Annotated in this window: 22 protein-coding genes; 18 read left to right on the top strand and 4 right to left on the bottom strand. The window is 57.3% G+C overall.

Annotated features, from left to right (window positions below; genetic code table 11):
• Positions 1–299 precede the first annotated feature (299 nt).
• The 5 genes from AC50YL_RS12260 (at position 300) to AC50YL_RS12240 (ending at position 4,954) form a co-directional block, all read left to right on the top strand.
• Entirely contained in the window at positions 300–2,168 is a 1,869-nt protein-coding gene (locus AC50YL_RS12260; protein ID WP_494832226.1) for a sensor domain-containing diguanylate cyclase, read from the top strand.
• Between the two features lie 128 nt (positions 2,169–2,296).
• Positions 2,297–3,016: a hypothetical protein gene (locus tag AC50YL_RS12255; RefSeq protein WP_494832224.1), complete on the top strand. Its 720-nt coding sequence runs from the start codon at positions 2,297–2,299 to the stop codon at positions 3,014–3,016.
• 80 nt (positions 3,017–3,096) lie between these two features.
• Positions 3,097–4,212: an aminopeptidase gene (locus AC50YL_RS12250; RefSeq protein WP_494832222.1), complete on the top strand. Its 1,116-nt coding sequence runs from the start codon at positions 3,097–3,099 to the stop codon at positions 4,210–4,212.
• A gap of 78 nt (positions 4,213–4,290) precedes the next feature.
• Entirely contained in the window at positions 4,291–4,530 is a 240-nt protein-coding gene (locus AC50YL_RS12245; RefSeq protein ID WP_161745205.1) for an HPr family phosphocarrier protein, read from the top strand.
• 142 nt (positions 4,531–4,672) lie between these two features.
• Entirely contained in the window at positions 4,673–4,954 is a 282-nt protein-coding gene (locus AC50YL_RS12240) for an Fpa/YlaN family protein (protein WP_162644375.1), read from the top strand.
• 98 nt (positions 4,955–5,052) lie between these two features.
• On the opposite strand, the gene cax is transcribed toward AC50YL_RS12240, so the two are convergent.
• Positions 5,053–6,141: a calcium/proton exchanger gene (gene cax / locus AC50YL_RS12235; RefSeq protein WP_494832220.1), complete on the bottom strand. Its 1,089-nt coding sequence runs from the start codon at positions 6,139–6,141 to the stop codon at positions 5,053–5,055.
• A gap of 137 nt (positions 6,142–6,278) precedes the next feature.
• On the opposite strand from cax, the gene AC50YL_RS12230 reads away from it, so the two are divergent.
• Positions 6,279–6,662: an Asp23/Gls24 family envelope stress response protein gene (locus AC50YL_RS12230; protein WP_494832218.1), complete on the top strand. Its 384-nt coding sequence runs from the start codon at positions 6,279–6,281 to the stop codon at positions 6,660–6,662.
• Between the two features lie 42 nt (positions 6,663–6,704).
• On the opposite strand, the gene ftsW is transcribed toward AC50YL_RS12230, so the two are convergent.
• Together ftsW and AC50YL_RS12220 are read right to left on the bottom strand one after the other, a co-directional pair.
• On the bottom strand, positions 6,705–7,892 hold the full coding sequence (gene ftsW, locus AC50YL_RS12225; RefSeq protein ID WP_494832216.1) for a putative lipid II flippase FtsW: 1,188 nt from the start codon (positions 7,890–7,892) through the stop codon (positions 6,705–6,707).
• A gap of 18 nt (positions 7,893–7,910) precedes the next feature.
• A complete protein-coding gene (locus tag AC50YL_RS12220; RefSeq protein WP_494832214.1) occupies positions 7,911–8,255 on the bottom strand; it encodes a YugN family protein in 345 nt (114 codons plus the stop codon).
• A 270-nt stretch (positions 8,256–8,525) separates the two neighbouring features.
• Here AC50YL_RS12220 and AC50YL_RS12215 point away from each other — a divergent pair, with 270 nt between their 5' ends.
• The 9 genes from AC50YL_RS12215 to AC50YL_RS12175 all read left to right on the top strand — a co-directional run bounded on the left by AC50YL_RS12215 (position 8,526) and on the right by AC50YL_RS12175 (position 17,355).
• Complete coding sequence (locus tag AC50YL_RS12215; protein ID WP_494832568.1) at positions 8,526–9,668, top strand: M20 family metallopeptidase; 1,143 nt, start codon at positions 8,526–8,528, stop codon at positions 9,666–9,668.
• Positions 9,669–9,781: 113 nt separating this feature from the next.
• Positions 9,782–10,225, top strand: a complete 444-nt coding sequence (locus AC50YL_RS12210; RefSeq protein ID WP_494832212.1) for a CBS domain-containing protein — start codon at positions 9,782–9,784, stop codon at positions 10,223–10,225.
• A gap of 146 nt (positions 10,226–10,371) precedes the next feature.
• A complete protein-coding gene (locus AC50YL_RS12205) occupies positions 10,372–12,099 on the top strand; it encodes a DNA repair helicase XPB (RefSeq protein WP_494832210.1) in 1,728 nt (575 codons plus the stop codon).
• Positions 12,096–13,952, top strand: coding sequence for a helicase-associated domain-containing protein (locus AC50YL_RS12200; RefSeq protein WP_494832208.1), 1,857 nt, complete (start codon positions 12,096–12,098; stop codon positions 13,950–13,952). The genes AC50YL_RS12205 and AC50YL_RS12200 overlap by 4 nt, the downstream gene beginning before the upstream one ends.
• 91 nt (positions 13,953–14,043) lie before the next feature.
• A complete protein-coding gene (locus tag AC50YL_RS12195; RefSeq protein WP_494832206.1) occupies positions 14,044–14,571 on the top strand; it encodes a YlbF/YmcA family competence regulator in 528 nt (175 codons plus the stop codon).
• A 24-nt stretch (positions 14,572–14,595) separates the two neighbouring features.
• A complete protein-coding gene (locus AC50YL_RS12190) occupies positions 14,596–14,859 on the top strand; it encodes a YlbG family protein (protein ID WP_161745215.1) in 264 nt (87 codons plus the stop codon).
• A gap of 181 nt (positions 14,860–15,040) precedes the next feature.
• Positions 15,041–15,478, top strand: coding sequence for a hypothetical protein (locus AC50YL_RS12185; protein WP_161745216.1), 438 nt, complete (start codon positions 15,041–15,043; stop codon positions 15,476–15,478).
• Between the two features lie 117 nt (positions 15,479–15,595).
• On the top strand, positions 15,596–16,507 hold the full coding sequence (locus tag AC50YL_RS12180; protein ID WP_494832203.1) for a selenium metabolism-associated LysR family transcriptional regulator: 912 nt from the start codon (positions 15,596–15,598) through the stop codon (positions 16,505–16,507).
• On the top strand, positions 16,498–17,355 hold the full coding sequence (locus AC50YL_RS12175; protein ID WP_494832202.1) for a PHP domain-containing protein: 858 nt from the start codon (positions 16,498–16,500) through the stop codon (positions 17,353–17,355). Before AC50YL_RS12180 ends, AC50YL_RS12175 begins: the two co-directional genes overlap by 10 nt.
• A gap of 63 nt (positions 17,356–17,418) precedes the next feature.
• Here the strand turns inward: AC50YL_RS12175 and AC50YL_RS12170 are convergent, their stop codons facing one another.
• On the bottom strand, positions 17,419–19,272 hold the full coding sequence (locus AC50YL_RS12170; protein WP_494832200.1) for an Rqc2 family fibronectin-binding protein: 1,854 nt from the start codon (positions 19,270–19,272) through the stop codon (positions 17,419–17,421).
• 159 nt (positions 19,273–19,431) lie between these two features.
• Between AC50YL_RS12170 and AC50YL_RS12165 the strand changes: the two genes are divergently transcribed.
• The 3 genes from AC50YL_RS12165 (at position 19,432) to AC50YL_RS12155 (ending at position 24,142) form a co-directional block, all read left to right on the top strand.
• Positions 19,432–22,230, top strand: a complete 2,799-nt coding sequence (locus AC50YL_RS12165; RefSeq protein WP_494832199.1) for a calcium-translocating P-type ATPase, SERCA-type — start codon at positions 19,432–19,434, stop codon at positions 22,228–22,230.
• 131 nt (positions 22,231–22,361) lie between these two features.
• Complete coding sequence (locus AC50YL_RS12160) at positions 22,362–23,381, top strand: MerR family transcriptional regulator (RefSeq protein WP_494832198.1); 1,020 nt, start codon at positions 22,362–22,364, stop codon at positions 23,379–23,381.
• 62 nt (positions 23,382–23,443) lie between these two features.
• Positions 23,444–24,142, top strand: coding sequence for a class I SAM-dependent methyltransferase (locus AC50YL_RS12155; RefSeq protein ID WP_494832196.1), 699 nt, complete (start codon positions 23,444–23,446; stop codon positions 24,140–24,142).
• The last annotated feature ends 619 nt before the right edge of the window (positions 24,143–24,761 follow it).

Genomic DNA, 24,761 nt, shown 5'->3' with positions numbered 1-24,761 from the left:
AAGCCTAACCGGAATGTTCAGCCGCAGTCCCGTTAGCGACAGTCTCTTGAGGGTGACACAAAACCGTTCCCATGTATTCAACTATAGATATTATATAAATTCACAGCTCTTTGTCAAGCGATTCAACCGTTTTAGAATGCAAGAAACGGTGCCATAGGATTAGAAATTGAAAAAGTGAATCTAAAGTCCTATTATATTCCATCATTTCTAGTGCATTCAATCTAGTTTTAAAGTATAGTTAAAGAATAGAAACATCAGATAGATGTAGTGGGTACGACGAGGACGGGGTGATGCTGCGTATGAAGAGTTCCAGAGACATGAATTTGCCGAATCCCGCTGATCGTTGGGTAACAGATTTATTAGAAGCGCAGCAGCCTGACGTTTGGTTGCCTCAAGGCGATTTCCGTTTCGACGACGAGCTTAGGATCAATGCCGTGTTGAAGCAAACCTGGAGCGCCTGGCTTGCGGAAGCCTTGGCGATGTCGTCGCCGCTGCTTGTCCATACATTGCGATTGTTGAACGCAAGGGGAGAAGTCATCGCCCGCTGGGGCAGCGACAGCCCGATCTCCCCTATCCACGTGCTGGAAGAGGCGGTCTGCAGCCGGAAGAACAAGGCGGCCGGCTTGGCGAAGTTAAGATTCGAGACGGCGGCAAGCGGAGAGTCTTACCTTCCTTTGCTGCAAGCGGCGGCTCTCATGATGCGCGAAATCTACGATCATACCTCCGATCTGCTGGCTGTCCGTCAGATGATGAAGCAGCAGCAAATCCACGATAAAGAAGCGCGCGGCAGAGACAATATGTTTCAGGTATCCAAGCGCCTTAACGATCAGAACGACGTTTATTCCGTGCTTCACGTGCTGCTTGACGACGTCGAGCACATGTACCCGAACGCCGAGGTGAATTTGTATTTGTCGCAGGATTTCATAAATGGGGATCCCCGGGTCAAACCGCTGTTGCTGCGCAATGCGAACGAGGATTTGAACGCGAGCGCGTTTCTGTCGGGCAAACCGGTTTCTTCGCTCGACGATGAAACCGGGGGAATCAAGGTGGCAATACCGATGCGGGGCAAACAGGCCGTATACGGCGTGCTGAGCCTGAGACTGCGGCGGGAAGAATGGGACGAGCTAGAGCAGCGATCCATGGTCATGCTGGCCGATACCGCGGGTTCCGCGTTCGAGAACGCCAAATTGTTCGAGCAGTCCAACCTGCTGATAAGCGAGCTGCAACTGATCAACGAATTGACGAAGCGGTTGAACCAGTCGCTGAGGTTGAACGAAGTGTTCGAATTCGCGATGACCGAGCTTTTGCATATTTTCAAGGCGGATTATTGCAATTTGCTGCAGCTTAGCCCGGACGGCAGCAGTTTTCGGGTCGTGTCGAGCAACCTGCCGGCCGCGGCGAACGAGACGTATTCCACGGCATACGGATTTTGCGGGATCGTCTATGGCTCGGGGGAACCGCTCATCATCTCCGATTATTCGTCGACGCGGGTCGTCGATTCGCAATTGATGGATATGACGGGATCCAAATCGTTGATTGCCGCGCCCGTCATGGCCGGCACCGGCGTTGTCGGGGTGATCATGGTGTCGCATCAAAGCCCGAACTACTTTTCGTACGAGAATTACAAGCTGCTGCAAGTGCTTTCGACGCACATCGGCCTTGCGATCTCCAATGCTTCCTTGCACGCGGAAGTGCGCCGAATGGTCATTACGGATAATTTGACCGGCCTCCATGCGCGGCATTATCTGAACGAGCAGATTCAGTCCCGTCAGCGGAAGGACCGCAGCGGATCGCTCGTGCTGGTCGATATCGACCATTTCAAGCGCGTTAACGATACATACGGCCATTTGATCGGCGATAGCATTCTGGTCATCGTAAGCGATGCCATCCGTTCATGCATCCGCGATACCGACATCGCGGCGCGCTGGGGCGGGGAGGAGCTTGCTGTTTACTTGCCGAAGATTCGTTCCGAGCAAGCGTATCGCATCGCGGAGCGAATCCGCGTCATGGTGGAGACGCATACGAGCCCGGCGGTGACGGTGTCCTGCGGCATTTCCGAGTGGACCTCCGAAGAAGAGAAGATCAGCGTCGAATCGTTGTTTTACCGAGCGGATATGGCGCTGTACGAAGCGAAGAAAAACGGACGAAACCGGATCTGCGTCGGTTGATCCGATAATGTCGACGCAAGGCGGCTTTTATGAGCCGTCTTTTTTATGTCCGTGTACATAAAGAGCGGAGTTCGAACAGACGCTATCCGAGCAAGCCTTTCGAGGCGAATAAAGGATGGTGGGCGTGAATGAAAGCAGGCAAAATCGCGATTTATTGCTGCTTGGCGTTGGCGATGGCCGGCTGCGCGCGCAGTTCCAACCGCTCTCCCGACGAGCTGTTGTCGCTCGCCGTGTCAGGCCTTTCTGGCGTGGATAGTTACGCATTTCAGGGGAATAGCGACATTGGGCCGGGCAGTCAGGCCGCCGGCAAGACGGTCGATTTTCAGGGAACGGTTGAAAATCACGATCAGGTGATCATGCAGGGGGGAGATCGGAATGCATCGGCGTCCGCTGTTCATCCGTTGGAGCTTCTGAACGAAATCGAAGCCACGGCTGCCAAGACCGAACTCGTTGTCGAGGAATCGGATGAGCAGCGGGCCGTGCTGCGCATCACGGCCGATCCGAAGAAAACGGCTGCGGTGTGGGCCGAACGGCTGCGGAGCGAACTTGCCTTGCTGGAGAAGAAGGTCCCTGAGGGCGCAGTCGCTCGAGGGCAAGGCGAACACGCGTTGAACGCTGCCGCTCGGACCGCGCTTCAAGAGGAATGGTCCAAGGAGCTCGCCGGTTCGAAGAAGAAGTTGGACGTTATGCTGTCCACGATGCAGGTGCGATCCATCTGCAAGCTTGTGGTCGACCGGAAAAAGATGCTGCCGCGCTCGCTCGAGCAACGGACGGACTTCCGCTATCAAGCGGGCGGAGAAAATACAAGCGAAAACCGCAGCTTGAAGCTATCCTTCAAGCGATCCTGACAGGCGATGGCATGTCCGTGCATCCGGCATTCAAACATGGTAGGATGTTATCGTATGAACTAATGTGGAGGTATGGTACTATGCGCGATCCAAGAATTCAAAAGCTAGCGGAAAACCTGGTCGGTTATTCCGTCAACGTTCAACCCGGAGACAACGTTCTCATCGATATGATCGGGTCCGAACGAGATCTGGCCAAATGCCTCGTCGAAGAAGTGGCGAAGCGGGGCGGACGTCCATTCGTCGAGACCAGCGACCGTTCCGTGCTTCGTGCGATGCTGATGAACGCGACGGCAGAGCAGATCGAGCTGTGGGCTTCCTTCGATTTGAAGCGAATGCAAGCCATGCAAGGGTACATCGCGATCCGGTCGGGCGAGAACGTCAATGAGTTGGCGGACGTGCCGAGCGATAAAATGAACCTGTATGATAAGCTGTACCGCCATCCGATCCATTCGGAACAGCGCGTCAAGCACACGAAATGGGTCGTTCTGCGGTATCCCAACGATTCCATGGCGCAGCTTGCCAGCATGAGCACGGAAGCGTTCGAGGATTTTTATTTCGACGTCTGCAATCTGGATTACGCCAAAATGGACAAAGCGATGGACCCGCTCGACGCGTTGATGAAAAGGACGGATCGCGTGCGGATCGTCGCGCCGGGAACGGACCTGACGTTCTCCATCAAGGGCATCGGCGCCAGCAAATGCTCCGGCGAACGCAATATTCCGGACGGCGAAGTGTACAGCTGCCCGATCCGGGACTCCGTGCAAGGCACGATTGCCTATAATACGCCGTCCGTGTATTCCGGCGTCACGTTTGAAAACATCGTCTTTACGTTTAAAGACGGGAAGATCGTCGAAGCGACCAGCAACAACACCGAGAAGCTGAACGAAATCCTCGACATGGACGAAGGCGCCCGTTATATCGGCGAATTCAGCCTGGGCTTCAATCCCTATATTCTTCACCCGATGAAGGATACCTTGTTCGACGAGAAGATCGCGGGAAGCCTTCATTTTACGCCGGGTCAGGCTTACGAGGTTACCGACAACGGCAATCGTTCCGCGGTTCACTGGGATTTGGTTTTGATTCAACGTCCGGAATACGGCGGCGGAGAAGTCTATTTCGACGACGTGCTGATCCGCAAAGACGGCTTGTTCGTGCTCCCGGAATTGCTGGGTTTGAATCCCGAAAATTTAAAGTAAAAGCCCCTTGCCGGATGATCGAAATCGGGTTATGATGATTGAAGCTAGCCTACACAACCTAAAAATGGAGGGATTCCCATGTCCAATAATGCGGCAATCGTAGACATCTCCCAAACGGCCAACAAGTTCCGGTCGTCCATCGTACTTCAAGCCGAGAATAAATACATCGACGTAAAAAGCATCCTCGGACTATTTACGACATTGGTCGGCGGTAATTCCTACGAACTTCACGTCCACGGACCGGATGCGGACGAAGCCAAAGCGGCCATGTCCGAAGTATTCGCGAAGCACAATCTGAATATTAGCGTAATCGAATAGTTTTTTCCTTCTAGGAGACAAGGTAAGCGCTTCACCGAATAATCGGTGGGGCGCTTATTTGTTTTGACCTTGTACAATCCGTTGTTTTCGACTAATATAAAGGGTATAAGACGATTTAGGATTTTGCACAAGGAGGAGTTCGATGTCTTCATCCGATGTTCTTATTCACTTGCATCAAAAAGCGCTCAATCTCCTTCACGAAGATGCCAATAAAATCGAGAAGTTAATCGAAGTCCAGATGGAAAACTTGACGACGAGACAATGTCCGCTCTATGAAGAGGTGCTGGATACTCAAATATATGGCTTTTCCAGAGAAATCGATTTCGCGATTCGTGCAGGGCTTGTATCTGAGGTTGTCGGCAAGGAAATCATCAGCAAGTTGGAACGGAATTTGGCGCAGCTGTATGAAGCGTTGGAGAAGTAGCCGCGATCTTCGTGCAGCTGCTTTTTTTTTTGCGCGAAATCCAGCAGGGACGAAAAAAGACGCCCCCGCAGGAGCGTCCGAGTCGGCAGCATTCGCCTTTATACGAGATAGAACGATATGCCGAGTATGATATAGACGAAGAGGAGAAGCGCGCCTTCGTACCAATTCGTCGTGCCGTCCTTGGAGATCGATTTGGCGATGAAGACGGACACGGCGATAGCGGCAAGTTCGATCGGCGTGAAGATGATATCCATCGTAGGCCCAAAGAACGTACTGACCAATATGAGCACCGGAGCGACGAACAACGCGATCTGCAGGCTGCTGCCGACCGCGATCTCGACGGCCGCGCCGATCTTGTTCTTCATGGCGAGCATGACGGCCGCGCTGTGCTCCGCCGCGTTGCCGACGATCGCGATCAGGAAGGCCCCGATGAACACTTCGGAGAACCCGAATTTGGCCGTGAACGTGTGCAGCGTGCTGACAAGCCATTCGCTGACGAAAGCCGTCATGACGGTCGCCAGGACGAGAAACAGGATGGAAGTCGATTTCGACCAGGCGGCTTCTTCCCCGTGGTCCGGCGTCGCCTCCTCGATGTCGGCTAAAATATCCTTGTGCGTAATCATGGAGAACACCAGCCACAATATGTAGGCGACGATCAAGAGACCGGCAATCGTCAAGCTGAGCAGCTCCGACTTATGCGCGGAGAAATGCTGCGTGGAAATGAAGATCGCCGGAATGCCGAGCGCGATGACGGCCAGTATCATCAAGGACGAGTTATGGCTCGCCAGCTGCACGTTAAATCGCTGCTCCTTGTACTTTAGCCCCCCCAGAAACACGCTGGCGCCAAGCACCAAGAGCAGGTTGCCGATAATGGAGCCCGTGATGCTCGCCTTGACCATATCGAACAAGCCTTCGCGCACCAGAAAGATCGCGATGATCAGCTCGGCCGCGTTGCCGAACGTGGCGTTAAGAAAACCGCCCAGCCGCTGGCCCGCATAATGGGCGACGCTTTCGGTCGCCTTCCCCAGGAAACCGGCCACCATCAAGATGGCGAGGGCGGAAATAATGAATTCCGCGATGGTTCCGAAATGGGCATAGTGGGCGATCCCGCTTAGTACAAATAACCCGATGAGCAAACTGAAAAACAATTTCTGATTCAATGTTCCAGGCACCTCGTTTATACGCATTTGGGAATTGGAAATCTGTAAACACTATAGCCGAAAAAGTCATTTGTGTAAACTTGGAAGTGCGTTCATCGAATGCCTTGCTTCAAATGTAAGCTTCAATTACAATGGAAACATCAGGTGAACGAGGAGTGAGTGGCATGACAGAAGAACTTCAAACCGGCATTATTCGTATATCAGACGATGTAGTCGCCACAATCGCGGGTCTGGCTGCGCTTGAAACTCCTGGCATTGCTGCAATGTCCGGGGGGATATCGGAAGGCCTTGCGAAGCGTCTCAGCGGCAAGAACGCTCAAAAAGGGGTATCGGTGGAAGTCGGTCAGCTCGAAGCGGCGATCGATTTGCGGATTATCGTGAAATACGGCATTCCGATTCAGGAGGTTTGCCGGCAGCTGCAAGAGAACGTTCGCGAAGCGGTGGCGAACATGACGGGGCTGCACGTCGTGGAAGTGAACATCAAAGTAGAAGGCGTCGCCTTCAAAGAAGAAGAGATGGCAGCCGAAGAAGCGGCCCGCCTCAAGTAAGCGACATAAAAAAGGCATGTCCCGCGCAGGGGCATGCCTTTTTTATGGATCGATACGCTGCGTCGTTCTGCGTGCCGGCGCCGCTTTCTCCGGTCGATTGTATTCTCGCGAGATGCTGAGCAGCACGCCCATGCCGAGCAAACAAACAATCAGCGAAGAGCCGCCATGGCTAATGAACGGAAGCGTGACCCCGGTAAGCGGCATCGCGCCGGTGACGCCCCCGATATTGACGATCGCCTGCACGGCTATCAGGGCGACGATGCCCACGCCTACGATGGTGCCGTAGCTGTCGGGACAGCGAAGCGCTACGATCATTCCCCGCCAGATGAAGAACAAATAGAAGATCAGGAACAACAGGCTTCCGATAAAACCGAATTCTTCGCCGATTACGGAAAAGATGAAGTCGCTGTACGGATACGGCATGTAATCCAGCTTCTGCACGCTGTGGCCGAAGCCTGCGCCGGTGATGCCACCATGCCCGAGAGCCTCGAGCGAACGGGATAGATGGTAGGTCGTATTTTGCATATCCGATGTGGGATCCATGAACGCGGTGAACCGGTTGATCCGATAGGACCAGCTGTTCGGATCGTGCAAGATGGAGATGCTGACGAACGCGGCTATGATGGCCGAGATAATGATGCCGGACAAGAACAATTGCTTCAGGTTCGCGCCGCCGGCAATGATTATGATCAGGGAAGTGCCGGCAATGACAATACAGGCTCCCAAGTCAGGCTGCAGCATAATAAGTCCGCAAATGAGGGCGATAATCGTAAAGACAGGAACTAGGCCTTTCTTAAAATCTCGGAACTTCTCGCCTTTCTTGGCAATCAAAGAGCCTAAATAAAGTACGAGCCCAAGCTTCGCGAACTCGGTGGGCTGTATGCCCAGCGAACCGATGCCGAACCAGCTTCGCGCCCCGTTGAGGCTTTTGCCGATAAACGGAACGAGGATGAGCATGATCAATACGGGAATAAAGTACAAGATATGTCCCTTCTTGTAGGCCGTATAGGGGATGTTCATCGCAACGAACATGCTGAACGTGCCGAGCAGCGCGAACAGCAGCTGGCGTTTCGTGAAAAAGAGGGCGTCGAAATTATTGCTCTTGGATATGACCGCCGTGTTGGAGCTTGCGCTGAACACCATGATCAATCCGAAGCCGACAAGCAGGAGCGTGAGCACGAGAAGCAAGAAATCCGGCCTGCCGCGCAGGCCGTTCGTCTTTGGTTTCATTTGTGGACCCATCGTGGATTAGGCTAGAAGTTTCTTCAGTTCTTGCAATCGCTGCGTCGCCGCGTTCAAGATCGGCTGCGGGATTGGCGATTCGTAATCGAGGCCGTGAGGGAACGTAGCCCGCCCGATATAGACGGATTCCACTTGCAGCACGGCGTGAGCGGACTCCAGCTTGCCTTCAATCGCGCGGACGTTGAAGCGCAAGAAATACTCTTCCCGATTCGTACGGTCTTCCAGTTTCAAGTCGTATGTAGCGCGGTAATATTCCCACTGCCAGCGAACGAATCCAAGCTTCTCCGCGGACTCGTCGAGATGCCCGAGGTCGCTACTCATGCCGTTCAAGCCCGTGTTCTCAATAATCATCGGTGATCCTCCTTCAAGCTTTAGAGCGAAGTGCTTCTTCATTCATGATAGTCGTTTTCATGAGGCAGTGCAAGCCTTCGTCCGATCGCCATCCGACGTCAAAAGTGACAGCTTTACGAAAAATGTTCTCTTTTATTGGCAAAAAACTTCCGTCCGCTTCTCGAGTTCTGTTACAATAAGGAGATAGCGAAATAATTGAACATTAGGGGGTTTGTAAGCGTGAGCTTGATTTCGAAGTTGGATCCACAGCTGCAAACTGCTTATCCGAATATGGTGGCCTGGCGGCGCTATTTGCATCAGAACCCGGAGCTGTCTTTTCATGAGAAGGAGACGTCCCGCTGGATCGCCGAGCGTTTGCGCGAGATCGGCTGCGAGGTCAGGGAAGGCGTCGGCGGCTACGGTATCGTGGCTTCGGTGCGCGGCGGCAAGCCGGGACCGGCAGTGGCGCTCCGGACGGACTTCGACGCGCTGCCGATCCAGGACGAGAAGACGACGGAATACGCATCGAAGATACCCGGCGTGATGCATGCCTGCGGTCATGACGCTCATACCGCGACCATGCTCGCGATTGCCGATTTCTATCAATCCAATAAGGATCAACTGGCCGGAGAACGGCGGTTTCTCTTCCAGCCGGCCGAAGAAGTGTCGCCCGGCGGCGCGATCGGCATGATCGCGGACGGCGCGCTGGCCGGAATCGATGCCGTATACGGCGTTCATCTCTGGACGCCGCTGCCATATGGTTTGGTGGCGACTAGGTCGGGCCCATTCATGGCGGCTCCGGACGAGATTTATATCGATATCACCGGCAAAGGCGGGCATGGCGCGCTGCCGCATGAGACGATCGACGCGGTCATGGTCGGCTCCGCGATGGTGCAGGCGCTGCAGACGATCGTCAGCCGGAGCGTCAATCCGCTCGATCCGGCCGTCGTCACCATCGGCTCGTTTCACGCCGGATCGACGGCCAACGTCATCGCCGAGCGCTGCAAGCTGGTCGGCACGGTGAGGACGTTCTCGGACGAGGTGCGCGCTCTTGCGCAGGAACGGCTGGAAGCGATCGTCAGCCATACGGCGGCGATGTACGGAGCCAGCGCCGAGCTCGAATACCGGAACGGTTATCCGACGGTCGTGAACGACGCAAAGGAAGCGGCGCGCTTCTTCAAAGTCGCCGCCGAGACGTTCGGTGAGGGCGAGGTACAGGAGTCCACGCTGATCATGGCAGGCGAGGATTTCACGTATTATTTGCGGGAGGTCCCGGGATGCTTCATGTTCGTCGGGGCGGGCAATCCGGAATTCGGCGCTACTTTTCCCCATCATCACCCGAGATTCGATATCGATGAGCGGGCCATGCTGAAATCGGCCAAGCTGATGATCGCGATGGCGGAGAATTTCGCCGCGGAATCGATTTCCGGGTAATCGGTCTTGCAACGAAGAATGGCAACAGTTGCTGTACGCGCATCGCGCATGATCGTCGTAACGAGAGGCCAATCTAAGGGATGAAATTCGCATCTCAAGGGAGGAACGCGACGATGGCGCGTCAAGTTAAAGATTTGATGACGACGGATTGCGTGACGGCAACGCTGCTGGATAATGTATATGAACTTGCGGTACTGATGAGAGACCACAATATCGGATTCGTGCCGATCGTGGAAGAGAAGAAGCTGATCGGAATCGTGACGGACCGGGATTTGGTCATCCGCGGTTATGCGGCGAAGCATTCCGGTTCCGCGGCCGTGTCGGACGTCATGACGACCGATCTGAAGACGATCGGCGCCGATACGCCGGTCGACGAAGCCGCGAAATTGATGGCGAACAATCAAATCCGGCGGCTGCCGGTCGTGGAGAACGGCAATCTGATCGGCATCGTGTCCATAGGCGATCTGGCGGTGCGCGAGATCTTCGTGGATGAAGCCGGCGCGGCGCTCAGCGGCATCTCCCAAGCGGGCGAACCCGAGTCGCACGTCTATCATTAAATTGAGTTGCAGAAAAACGCGATCCGTAATCGGATGGCGTTTTTCTTTTGCCATGTCTAGGAAGCGTTGGAGAATTGGCGAGCATGCATAAAAACGGGCAAATTCCTTCATACTGACATATTATCTTGTAATCGGGAGTTGGGACCATGCTGCAACGAGAGAACCGGCCTCTGCACGTGCAGGCCGACTTGACGGTATTGCTGGACGACAGGCACGAGCGGGCGGAAGCGGCGCGCGAGCAGCTGAGCCGGTTTGCCGATTTGACGAAGCGCCCGGGCCACATTCATACGTACCGGATTACGCCGATGTCGCTGTGGAACGCGGCATCGGCGGGCATCCCGCCGGAGGACATCGTTCTTGCGCTGGATCGGTACAGTTCGTATGAATTGCCGCTGCAGGTCGTCAGCTCCATTCGCAAGCTGGGCGAACGCTACGGCAAGCTCAAGCTGCAGCAGGCGCCGGATAACCGGCTTTTGCTGCTGGGCGAAGAGGCGCTTCTGGCCGCGTTGTGCGAGAAGCAGGCCATTGCCTCGACGCTGTCGCCGGAACATCTGGACGGCTGTCGGCTCGTAAGACCGGAGGCACGCGGTTTATTGAAGCAAGAGCTGGTCAGGCTGGGCTACCCCGTCCTGGATTTGGCCGGCTACCGGCACGGGGAAGCCCTGGACGTCGAGCTTCGGACGAAGACGGCCGGAGTCGGCCGGGCGTTTCAGCTGCGGGACTATCAGGAACGGGCCGTCAATTTGTTTTACCGGGAAGGGCAGGCCGACGGCGGAAGCGGCGTGCTTGTTTTGCCGTGCGGCGCGGGCAAGACGATCATCGGCATCGCCGCGTTGGCGCGGCTTCGGTGCGATACGCTTATCCTGACGTCCAACGTGACCTCGGTCCACCAATGGAAGTCGGAGCTGCTCAACAAGACGTCGCTCACGGACGGAGAGATCGGCACGTATGCCGCATCGTCCAAGGAGGTGCGGCCCGTGACCATCGCTACCTATCAAATCTTGACGAGCCGGCGCCAGAAGAGCGAGGAGTACGCGCATATGCGCTTGTTCGGACAGCGTAACTGGGGACTGATCATTTACGACGAGGTTCATCTGCTGCCGGCTCCCGTATTTCGCATGACGGCGGATCTTCAGGCAACCCGGCGCCTGGGACTGACCGCGACGCTGGTCCGCGAAGACGGACGGGAGGAAGACGTCTTCTCGCTGATCGGACCCAAACGGTTCGACTTGCCGTGGAAAACGCTGGAGCAGCGAAATTGGATCGCCTCCTTGACCTGCACCGAGATCAGGCTGCCGCTGGCGCATGACGAGCTGGAGAACTACGTCGCGTCGGAGGAGAAAGCCAAGATCCGCATCGCCGGAGAAAACAAGGATAAAATCGACGTCGTCCGCTGCCTGCTGCAGCTGCATGCCGGCAAACCGATATTGGTCATCGGGCAATATTTGACGCAGCTTCACGCGCTTGCGGAGGCGTTGAACGCGCCTGTACTTACGGGGGAAATTCCGCATGAGGAACGCGCCCTGCTGTACGGCCGTTTCAAATCCGGCGATATTTCGGTGCTGGTCGTGTCCAAGGTCGCGAATTTCGCAGTCGACTTGCCGGAGGCGGCCGTGGCGATACAAGTATCGGGCAGCTACGGTTCCAGGCAAGAGGAAGCGCAGCGCATCGGACGGATATTGCGGCCGAAAGCCGGGGATAACGAGGCCTGGTTCTATACGGTCGTTACGCAAGGGACGAAGGAAACGGAGTATGCGGGAAGAAGGCAGCTTTTCCTTTTGGAGCAGGGCTACCGCTACGCGCTGACGGAGTGGTCGGAAATGCAAGGCGAGATCCAAACTGCGGCAGCCGTCAAACGGGAGGCGGCGCAGTGAACGTAAATCAAATCGCGTCCAGATTGTCCGACGAGGAGAGGCGCCGATTCCGTGAACAGCCGATATGGCATGCATGCCGACCTGTACATTGGCCGGATACGCTGGGGAATCCGTCTTGCCTGGAAGCCGTATGGCCGTTCTTGTCCAAGGAAGCGGCCAATGCTCTGGCGTTGATCGTATGCGGCTTCGGACCGCTCCCCTTCAAGGAAGAGCAGCTGCTCCAGGCCGCGCGTCCGGGCATTGCGGGAGCCGCGCTGCGGCTCGGATTGCTGCAGCTGACGGAAGCCGGCATCGTATTCGCCGTTCGCAGGGGATGGGGGGAGAAGCTGCACATCCTGCCGCTGGACAGCTTTTTTCCTTGGCACGGCGCGGTCATGGCCGGCCGCGGAAACGGGCAAATCGGAGTCGAGGGACGGCCAATCGAAGAGGTGGATCCTTACGCGGTCGAAGCCATTGACGATATCGGCTACATACCGGCGTTCAGCATGCAGATCATGCATGCGATGGCCCGTATGGCGGATGCCGGACTTAAACTGACCGCCAAACGCATCTTGTCGAAACGGACGGTCGGCAAGGGAGCGGAGCAGCTGCACGTTCGGGACGAGACGCTTCGGGCGCTGGCCTTCTCGAGCGATGCACGCGGCGATAACGACTACCCGCTCTCTTTCCGCCTCATGCTGGACATTGCATTGCGATATAGTTGGCTGGTTGAGCGAGACGGAGCATATCGCCTTGATACTGTTGCATGGCAGGCTTGGTTGACGCAAGAGGCTTCCGTCAGGGAAAGCGAGCTGCTCGGGTATATCTTGGAGAACATCGGCGCGGTCAGCGCGGCAGCGGCGCAAGGCGCAGCCGTGCTGACCCGGTTTGAAGCCGGCAAATGGTATCGCCTGCCGGATGCGGAAGCTTCTTTCCTTCAATCCCAGGAACCGCTGGGCAATCCGCTGCCGTCGACGCTCGAAGCCTGGTGCCGGCTGCTGCGTCAATTCGGCTGGATGGAGGAGGCGCAAGACGGCCGCGGCGATAAGGCGTTCAAGTGGCGAATCGAGCCGCGGCGGTTCAAACCGCGAATTCAAGGTGACAATAAACCGGACGGCTTCCTGGTGTCTTCGTTGCAGCAAGCGACGGCGCAAATCACGCCTGACGGGGATTTGTACGTGCAGGAGAGCTGCCCGTACGACGTCAGATGGCAGCTTGAACATATCGCGGAGCGCCGCCGGACGGACCATATGACGGTTTATCGCATGGAGGCGAGGAGCTTTAAGCGCGCCGCCATGGCGGGGTATTCCGCCGATGGACTCGTGAACGAAATCGAACGATTCACGCAAGATTCCCTTCCGGCAACGGTGCGTTCCATGATTTTGCTCGGGATGGAGGCGCAAGGCGGCGATGCGGGAAATTTGGAACGGCGAGGCGATAGCGTTCATTCCGCTGAAGCCTTACGGCTCTTTTCGCGTTCCGAGGACGACGCTCGGCCCGATTCGTATGCCTTGCATTCCGAAGATGGCATGTACGAGCTGCTGCATGACCGTATTTCCGTCAAGCATTTGTTTGCCGGGATCGACGACGTGCCGTCCATGTGGTTGAAGCAATTCCGGGCGTACCATCATTCGACCAGGCGAGAGCTGATGGAGCAAGCCTTGACTTGGCGGACGACGGTCAAGCTGAATTGCGACGGCGCCATTTCCGTATTCGTGCCCGAGCGCATCGTGGAAGAGGCGGGCAAGTGGGCGGTTGCCGGTTACCGGCAGGCCGAGAAGGGACCGCAGTCCGCTCCCGTGAAGCTCTATCCGGAGATGTGGGACGAAATGATGCTCGTGCTGCCGGAGCCGCTCGGCGGTTCGCGGCCTTGAAATCGCAGGCGGCTCTACCTTTTTCCGTGCAGGGTATGGTATGATACCTGTAAGGCAAAAGAGCCTATTGATCATAGAGGGGGCAGAAATAATGGAAACATTACCGTTATCGGACCCCGCGGCGCTTGAACTGGATTTACCGCTCTACGAATCTTTCGATTCCTACGAGACGGGCAGTCCGTCATCGCTCGATATGGGGCAGCTGCTGCTGCGCGCCTACGAAATTGGCGATTTGGTTAACCAATCGGCGGAAGTTGCCGAATATGCATATTGGAAATCCGTTGTCGACGACAACGATCAGGTGCGTCAGCTCGTGAAACAGTTTGCGAAAGCGAAAGAGCAGTTCGTGGATTGCGAACGGTTCGGGCGCTTTCATCCGGACTACCACACGGCGAAGGAGAAGGTAGAGGCCGCGCAGCGCGAGTTGAACGAGGTCGATTGCGTCAGCCGGTTCAAGGCTGCCGAGCAGGCGGTGGACGACCTGCTGCACGCGATCGCCGTTCAGATCGCGGGAGCCGTGTCGGATACGATCAAGGTGCCAAGCAACGATCCGATGCCCAAGGGCGGCGGCTGCGGAAGCGGCGGGTCGTGCAGCTGCGGAAGCGGCGGCTGCGGATAAGACAGAGGGGAACGGGGGGCATTCATGTTTTCGGAACGCGTGGGTTACATTGTTTGGGTCAGCGATCTTAAAGCCGCACGTACGCTAGAGAAATATGGAACGGTTCATTACATGTCACGTAAAATGCATTATGTGGTGATGTATATGAATGCCGACCGGGCGGACGAGGTCGTGCGAAACATGGGGCGATTGCCCTTCGTGAAACGCATTGAACGCTCTTACCGCAATGAAATAAAAACGGAGTATACGCAGGGCGTACCTGACAAAACCCGTTTTTACAGCTTGTAAGTTCATGGCCCCCGGCCGGCAGATTCGGAGCAGGGGGCCTTTTTTCATAAGTTGAACATCCATTAATAACCAAATTTGGGGCGACTTTATTTTTATGTTGAAAAACTGGACATGCATGCTACAATAATATGGAAAGTACATATAGATAATAAGGCCTACTCAGGGGAGGGGTGGATCGCGAATGAAAGACAAAATGACGGATCGCTGGAACACGTACGAGTCGTTTCATGTCGTACTGGGTGACAAGAAGGTGGCGGATATCGTCATCACCAACCACGCCAAAAGCCGCTGGGCAGACCGGGTCGAAAGCGAGCGCACCGGCTTTGAGGATATTGCGGATTTCATGTGGCAATGCCTGAAGCAGGGGCGTATCGAGCCTTATTACCGCAATGAGCAGGACGTTTATCTGATCGACGACGATCTGGTGTTCGTGGCCGAATTCGCCGTGCTGGAGAAAGAAACGGATTTGGCCGGCAATCCGCTGCACAAAATGATCGTTGTCACATTCCTAGGAAGAATGTCTGAGACTATAGAACTACGCGATCTGAAATCCTATTATTCCTGGCTTCGTCATTCACGAAGGATGACATTGATAAAGAATAGCCGGAAACGCAAGTAACGCGATTGAGCGACATGAAGCATGGGCTGCCGCAGCTCATGCTTTTTCTGTATGAGGCGGTGATTTGCGGGGCGTTTGATGTATAATAATGGCGAGAGAAAGGAAGGGATGCCCTTCATGGCGCTTAATTTTCATCAGCTCCATATCTTTTATACCGTGGCGGAGCGCGGAAGCTTTTCCGCGGCGGCGCAGGCGCTGCACATGACGCAGCCCGCGGTGACGATGCAGGTCCAGTCGCTGGAAGATTACTTCGGCACGAAGCTCCTGCAGCGCTCGACCAAACGAATCGAGCTCACGGAAGCGGGCAGGGCGCTGATGCCGTTCGCCCGGCGGAGCATCGACTTGATCCGCGATGCCGATATGCACATGTCCAAGTTCACGAAGCAGCTGAAAGGGCGGCTGCACCTTGGCGCGAGCCTGACGATCGGCGAATATATATTGCCGCGGCTGCTCGGTCCGTTCGGTCAGGAATTCCCGCATATCGCGATTAGCATGAAAGTGATGAATACGGCGCAAATCATGGAAGAAATCGTCAATCATCAGCTGAATTTCGGCTTGATCGAAGCGCCGGTCAACGACCCGGACATGCATATGGAGGCGGTCATGAGCGACGAGCTGAAGCTGATCGTCGGCAAGTCGCATCCGCTTGCCGGTTCGACCGAAGTCGAGCTCGAGGAAGTGATGAAGTACCCGATCGTATTGAGGGAGCAGGGCTCCGGAACGCGGCTCGTCATGGAAGAGCAGCTTCGGGCGAAGCACATGAACGTCGCCGACATGAAAATCGTCATGGAGCTCGGCAGCACGGGTGCCGTCAAATCGGCGGTCGAAGCGGGCCTCGGCATCTCGTTCGTATCCGCTTCGTCGGTCAAGCACGAGGTGGCGCTCGGCTTGATCCAGACGATTCCGATCCGCGACGTGCGGTTCAAACGGCAATTTTATGCCATTTTCCTGAAATCGGCGCTCTTGCCGATCTCGGCCGTTACGTTTTTGACATTTCTGAGAGAGAGGGATCTGCAGCAATGGCTCTAATCGGCAAAGCGGATTTGCATACGCATACAACGGCATCCGACGGACTGCAGCGACCGGCGGATAACGTGGCCATGGCGAAGTCGCGGGGTCTTGCCGCGATCGCGATCACCGATCACGATACCGTGGACGGAATCGCGGAAGCGCTGGAGGCCGGCGAACGGCTGGGCATTACGGTCGTTCCGGGCGTGGAGATCAGTACCGTCGCGGAAGGCGTCGACATTCATATCTTGGGCTATTATATGGCATGGGATAACGCGGAATGGCGCGGGAAACTGGGCCGTCTGCTGGGCTTGCGGGAACTGCGCAACGAATTGATCATCGGGAAGCTGAACGAGCTCGGACTAGCGATTTCTTGGGAGGAAGTGCTGGAGGAGGCGAAGGCGCAGGGCAAAGACGGCGGCTCCATGGGTCGGCCCCATATCGCTGCCGTGCTGGTCAAGAAGGCTTACGTGGCCTCCATGCAGGAAGCGTTCGACCGTTATCTCGGACAAGAAGGGGCAGCCTACGCCAATCCGCCCCGGCTGCATCCGTTCGAGGCGCTGGAATGGATTCGCGAAGCGGGCGGGACCAGCGTGATCGCGCATCCCGGACTCTATCGCAACGACGAGCTTGTCAAAGCCATCATCGCCAAGGGCGCTCAGGGCATCGAAGTCTATCATCCCGATCACGACGCAGCGGATGAAGCGCGTTACTTGAAATTGGCGCGGGTACATGGGTTGATCGTGACGGGCGGCTCGGATTTCCATGGCGAACGCCAAGGCGTGGTCTTTCACGGCGAGATCGGCAGCCGGTTCGTCGACGGTACCGTTCTGGAGCAGTTGAATCCGGCTTCGAGGCAGCGCGAATAACGGCACGCGAAGATTCCTTCTAAAAAATGGAAGCTTACGTGCCGTAGATAGGCGCAGCGATTGCTACGCTTTGATATGAGAAGGAAGTTCCTTTAGACGCTGTTCATCCGGAGTGATGAACAGCGTTTTTTGGTGATCGTAGATGACGAAGCCCGGCTTGGCGCCGCTTGGCTTCTTGACATGGCGGACGAGCGTGTAGTCGACGGGCACCATGGAAGAGGAGCGCGCTTGGCTGAATTGGGCAGCCAGCATGGCGGCCTCTTCGAGCGTGCGGTCGTTGAAGCCGGTGCCTCGGATAACCACGTGCGAGCCCGGGATGTCTTTCGTATGCAGCCACGTATCGCCCGGTCCGGCGACCTTATTCGTGAGGAAATCGTTCTGCGTGTTGTTCTTGCCCACGTAGATCGGCAGGCCTTCGCTGGACGTATAGCAGAGGAGCGCAGGCTGCTTCGGTTTCTTCTTCCGGGCGCCTCGCTTCTCGCGCTGCCGCATGTAACCCTGCTCAGCCAGCTCGTCGCGAATCTCTTCGATATCCGCCAAGGATGCGCTGTCCAGCTGCTGCAACAGCGACGAGAGGTAATCGATTTCCTCGCGCGATTTCGCCATTTGCTCGGCGACGAAGGTCTGGCTGTTCCGGAATTTGGCGTATTTCTTGAACAGCCGCTGGGCGTTCTGGGAAGGCGTCAACTGCGGGTCGAGCGGCACCGTGACGTTCGGCATCTCCTCTTCGTAATAATTCACGAGCTCAACGGACGTGTCTCCCCGCTGGATCAGATGCAGGTTTGACGTCAGCAGGTCCCCCAGCATGCGGAATTTATCGGCTTCCTGCGCTTCCCGCAGCGAATCCTCCAGCTTCTCCAGCTTTTTCTCGTTCTTGCTCCGCTCGTTCTGAAGGAAGCGGATGAGATCCGATACCCGCTGCTTGACGGTATCCCGCTGCGCCTTGTCGCCGTAGAAAGCTTCCAGGCAGGCGCTGATCGTATCGAACGCGGCCGCTTCGCCGTCCAAGTGCGTGAGCGCCGTTACCGAGAAAGCGGATTTGCCGCTGCCGCCGTTCAAGGTCACGATTTGCGGCTCGTAGTCGCGCAGCCGGAAGCGCTCCATCATCTCGCGGAAAACCGGCCAGATCGCGCCGGCGGTTCGCTGCAGCTCGTCCAGCCCGTTCGGCAGGCTGCCCTCGGCTCTCGGCGTGCCGCGAAATACGATTTCGCGGGCAAGGAGCGGGCTTACGCCGCTGTAGGCGGCGACGATGAGCTTCTCCGGCGTCAGCGATTCGGGCGGGACCGGCTTCGTCGCGGTTCCGAAATGAATGCTGTCCTCGTCCGGCACGGGCGGGTGCAGCAGCAAGGAACCAGCGGCATGAAGCGCGTCGGCGAATTCCCGCTCGTCGTTCACCGCGAACGGGTCGTGCTTGCCTTGTTCGGGCGGCGCTACGTACGGCGTGCCCGGCATGACGACGCGAAAGCTGCTGATGGACGGCGTGACATGGTGGATGCCGTCATGAATCGCGTCCGATGCGGCATCCAGCAAAATAATATTGCTGTGCCGGCCCATGAGCTCGACGACGATTCGTTTCTGGAAGGTGTCGCCGAGCTCGTCCCGCTGGCGGACGTCGATATGGAGGATGCGCTCGTTGCCGACTTGCCGGATGGCTTCGATGACGGCGCCCTCGCAATATTTGCGCATGAGCATGCAGAACATCGGCGCTTCCATCGGGTTGGTGTAGGATTGCTCCGTCCAGTGAACGCGCGGATAAGTCGGGTTGGCCGAGAGCAGCAGCCTGCCCTGGACGCCGCCGCCGCGGATTTGCAGGACGAGGTCATGCGGAGTCGGCTGGTGTATTTTATGAATGCGCGCGCCGATGCAGGCTTGAAGCTCGTCGGCGACGGCGCGGGTAACGATTCCATCTAAGGCCATGACGTAAAATTCCCCTTTGCTTGTAAGTCATCTTCCTATCATGCCATAACCGGATCAAAAACTTAAGTCCCGGGCTGGGATATTTTCGGGTTTGTCCGAATACATTTAGCCCATAGAGGCTGTCCGTCAGGCGGCGAGTATCGGAAGGGAGTCGGAGCAATGGAACAGGGAATGTGGCATGGGCTGGAAACGGCCGAGCTGGCCAAGTCGCTTGATGCGAATTTGGACACCGGGCTAACGCCGGGCGCGGCAGCCGAGCGGTTGATCCAAGCAGGGCGCAACGAGCTGTCGGAGGGGAAGAAAGTTTCCCCCTTGAAGCTGTTTCTGGGTCAATTCAAGGATTTCATGGTGCTGGTGCTCATGGGGGCGACATTAATATCGGGACTGCTCGGCGAATATTTGGACGCGATCACGATCGTGGCCATTATCGTCATCAATGCCGTGCTCGGCTTCGTGCAGGAATTCAGGGCGGAGAAATCATTGCGCGCGCTCAAGGCATTGTCGGCGCCGCTGGCCAAAGCGCTGCGCGGCGGGGAAATCGTCATCGTCCCTGCCAGCGAGCTCGTTCCGGGGGATATCGTCGAGCTGGAGAGCGGCGACCGCATACCGGCCGATATCCGCTTCATCGAAGCGAACAGCTGTTACGCCGAAGAATCCGCGCTCACGGGAGAATCGGTGCCTGTAGGGAAGCATTGCGACCCGATCAAGGCAGCCGATCTGCCGCTCGGGGATATGCGCAATATCGGGTTCATGGGGACGATGATCACGCGCGGTACGGCCAAGGGGATCGTGGTTCGGACAGGCATGAACACGGAGATGGGCAAGATCGCCAATCTCATCCAACAAACGGAATCCATGGAGACGCCGCTGCAGCACCGTTTGGAGCAGCTTGGCAAAATCCTGATCATCGTGGCGCTCGCGTTGACGGTCATGGTCGTCGCCGCCGGGATATTGCACGGACAACCCGCCTACGAAATGTTCCTCGCCGGCGTCAGCCTGGCGGTCGCCGCGATTCCGGAGGGACTGCCGGCGATCGTCACGATCGCGCTCGCCCTCGGCGTCCAGCGGATGATCAAACGCCGCGCGATCGTGCGCAAGCTGCCTTCGGTCGAGACGCTCGGCTGCGCGTCCGTCATCTGCTCCGACAAGACGGGCACGTTGACGCAAAATAAAATGACCGTCACGAGACTCTGGATCGGCGGCCGCGGATTGGACATCACCGGGGAGGGGTACGAGCCCGCCGGCAGCTGCCTGGAAGGCAATAAAGTCGTCGACGTCAAGCATGACCAATCGCTGCGCCGGCTTCTTCAAATCGCGGCCCTGTGCAATAACGCGGCCGTCACGAAGCTGGACCCGGAAGCCGATCCGACGAAGCGCAAAAAGGGCAAAGGCGTCGTCGTGCAGGACGAATGGGTGTTGAAGGGCGATCCGACGGAAGGCGCGTTGACGGTGCTGGCATCCAAACTCGGCGTCTCCGCCAAATCGATGGAAGGACTCTACAAACGGGTGAAGGAATATCCGTTCGATTCGGAACGCAAACGGATGTCCGTCCTCGTCCATCACCAAGGCGGTCGCCTGATCTGCACGAAAGGCGCGCCCGACGTGCTGATGAATCAGTGCCTTTACATCTTATGGGACGGCAAAGTCGTGCCGTTCACGGCCACGCTCAAGCAGAAGGTCGCCGATGCGGGGGAACGGATGGCCGCCGGCGCGCTGCGGGTACTCGGGTTCGCTTACCGCGAGCTTCGGCCGCACGATGCTTCGGAGGTGGAGAGCGACGTCGAGAACCAGCTGATCTTCGTCGGCTTGTCCGGCATGATCGATCCGCCGCGCCGCGAGGTGAAGGAAGCCATCGCGAACTGCCGGCGCGCGGGCATCAAGACGGTCATGATCACGGGCGACCACCAGTTGACGGCGGAGGCGATCGCGGGGCAGCTCGGCATCATGCCGCGGGGCGGCATCGCGGTCAGCGGTCAGCAATTGAACGAGATGTCTGAAGAGCAGCTGGATCGTTTGGCGGATAATATTTTCGTCTATGCGCGCGTCTCGCCGGAGCACAAGCTGCGGATCGTCAAGGCGCTTCAGCGCAAAGGGCATGTCGTGGCGATGACGGGAGACGGCGTCAACGACGCGCCGGCGATCAAAGCGGCCGATATCGGCATCGCGATGGGCATAACGGGCACTGACGTATCCAAGGAAGCCTCCTCGCTCGTGCTGAGCGACGACAATTTCTCCAGCATCGTGTCGGCGATCGAAGAAGGACGCGGCATTTACGAGAACATTCGCAAATTCATCCGTTACCTCCTGGCTTCCAACGTCGGCGAAATCTTGACGATGTTCCTGGCGATGATGGCCGGCCTGCCGCTGCCGCTCGTGCCGATTCAGATCCTTTGGGTCAATCTCGTGACCGACGGCCTCCCGGCCATGGCGCTCGGCGTCGACCAAGCGGAGAAGGACCTTATGCAGCAGAAGCCGCGCTCCGCGAAGGAAAATATATTCGCCCGCAGGCTGGGCTGGAAAATCGTCAGCCGCGGCATCCTGATCGGCGTCTTCACGCTCGCTGCGTTCTGGATTACGCTGCGCATCAAGCCGGGCGATCCGCAAAACCTGATCCACGCGCAAACAGTAGCGTTCGCGACGCTCGTCATGGCGCAGCTGATTCACGTATTCGACTGCCGCAGCTCGAGATCGATCTTCCACCGCAACATGCTGCAAAATAAATACTTGCTGTTCGCGGTGCTGTCTTCGGTCGTGTTGATGCTCGCCGTCTTGTACGTGCCGGTACTTCAGCCGATCTTCAAAACCGTCCCGCTCAGCTTCCGCGACTGGTGCCTTGTTCTCGTCGCCGCCGGCATCCCGACGTTCTTCATGGGCATCGGCAGCGTGCTCGGCACGACGGACAAGAAGAAGAAAAACTCCAAATGGCCGCTCGGCGGCCAGAAAACGGCCATGCGCTAAACAGCCGCTGGCAATACGGACACGGATCGGACCGTCGGGACTGCCCCGGCGGTCTTTTGCGCGCATGCGGCATCGCGTATACCTTGACCCGGCGTCATCGTTTATAATGAGCGCATGGAGGCGTTCGACGCATGAAAATCAATGAAATCGCCGAGCGGCTCGCGATCACGCCGCGCGCGATCAGACTCTACGAAGCGCGAGGATTGCTGGCGCCGGCGCGCGAATCGGACAACGGCTATCGGAGCTTCTCGGAGAGCGATGCTCTGCGGCTGCAGACCATATCCGCACTGCGCGGCGTCGGACTCGGGTTGGAGCAGATCAAATCGATGATCGAAAAGCTCGATCGGGGCGAGTCCGCGACCGTACACCATGATTTGGAAATGCAGCGTATGGCGGTCGCCGCCAAATGGGTCGAAGGAAAATACGCCATCGACATGCTGGACGAGCTGATCGGCCGCCTCGAGGCCAAGGGCAGATTGGACGCCGCGGATTTGTTTCAGCTGACGAACCGGCTGAAGGGCGTCCGTCAGCAGCAATCGTCATGGATGGATACGTGGCGATTCGACGAGCTGGCCGCCCGTTTCGACCGCTCTTCAGCGATGTTGTCCGCCGGACCGGCTCTATCTCAGGCTGAATACGATGAAGTATTGGACATGATGCTGCAATGGACGGCGCCGATGGAGGGCGAGCAGGGATTGGACGTCGGAACGGGGACAGGCAATCTGGCGGGCTTGTTGACCATGTACAGGGCGCGAATGTCGGCCGTCGACCAATCGAAGGAAATGCTGGCAATTTGCCGGAAGAAGCATCCCCTGGTCGCGGCCAAGCTCGGGAATGCCCTAGCGCTTCCGTTCGCGGATGGAAGCTTCTCCCTGATTGTTTCCGCCTTCGCGGTTCATTTCATGAATGGGCAGCAGCAGCTGCTGGCGCTGGCGGAAATGGACCGCGTGCTCAAGCCGAACGGCCGAATCTGCTTGGCCGGGCTCATGACGGAAGACGGAACGTCCATGGAACGGCGGGAACCTTCAAATCAGAAACATGCCATCAACCGGATCGAAATGGCGTCTTGGTTGAAAGCTCGCGGATACATCACGATCCATTATGCGGTCAATCCGCATATCGGCATCCTGTATGCCGTCCGCAAGCATTGACTTGACGTTCACCCGGCGTCAACCCTCAGGCTGAAGAGGAACACGAATCGGGAGGGATAACCATGATGGACCACGACATGATTTATCGAAGCGAAGCGGAGCGTTACGACCGACTGATCGCGAGGGAGGATCGCGAAGGCAATTTGATGCGCATGATCCGTGCTGCTTCGCCCGACTTGGGCTGGCTCGACGCGGCCGATATCGGAGCGGGAACAGGCAGACTGGCCAGAATGCTGGCGCCTCACGTGCATTCCATTCTCGCGACGGATGCCTCGCAGGCAATGCTCGACATCGCTGCAAGGCATCTGCGCGCCGAGGCTCGAACCAATTGGAGAACTGCTCCAGGCACGAACGACAAGCTGCCCGTCGCGGACAACACCATCGATTTACTTACCGCTGGCTGGACGATCTGCTATTCAGCAAGCTCCAATATTCCGGACTGGGAGGAGAATCTGGATCGGATCGTCGTTGAACTATCCAGAGTCCTGAAGCCTGGCGGCACGGCCATCCTGTTCGAAAATTACGGCACCGGCACAAGCGAACCGAATCCGCCGGATTTTTTGCGAGCGTACTTCGGAAAGCTCGAGCAAAACTATGGATTCGAACACGCCTGCATCCGAACCGATTACGAATTCGAAAGCCCGGAAGAAGCGGCGGCGCTGACCGACTTCTTCTTCGGAAGCGACATCAGCCGAGAAGTCGTCCGCACGCAATCCAACATTGTCCCGGAATGCACCGGCGTCTGGTGGAAAACGTTTTAGACTTTTCGAAGCGCGGCGCAGCAACATAGCATCGCCGGAGAGCGCAGCGAAGCCCAGGCAATCCCCGAAAAACCAACTCGCCGCCGAGAATCCGGCGGCCCCTAATTGCCGGAGAGCGCAGCGAAGCCCAGGCAATCCCAAAAACCAACTTCGCCGCCAAGAACCCGGCGGCCCCAATTGCCAGAGAGCGCAGCGAAGCCCAGGCAATCCCAAAAACCAACTTCGCCGCCAAAGAACCCGGCGGCCCCCGATTGCCGGAGAGCGCAGCGAAGCCCAGGCAATCCCGTAAACCAACTTCGCCGCCAAGAACCCGGCGGCCCCCGATTGCCGGAGAGCGCAGCGAAGCCCTGGCAATCCAGTCCCCGCGCCTAAAGTAAAGCGTGTCCCGAACGGGACGAAAGCGAGCCAAGCACGCAGAACCGCGGCACCCGTCTCTGTCCCGCATCGCGTTCTCATGGTCCCGCCAGGGACAGCAGGGAGCTCACAACCGCCAAACGTCAAAGCGTGTCCCGAACGGGACGAAAGCGGGCCTAGCAGGCGGCGGCTCAGGTGCGCTTCTCTGCCGCGCATACGTTATACCATTCGGGTGTCCAGAGGGCGGAGCCCTTGGGGTCCCCCT

It is taken from the genome of Paenibacillus sp. J22P277, from assembly GCF_059383675.1.
The sequence above is the reverse complement of the archived record's forward strand: the minus strand, read 5'-3'. Positions and strand labels throughout refer to the sequence as shown.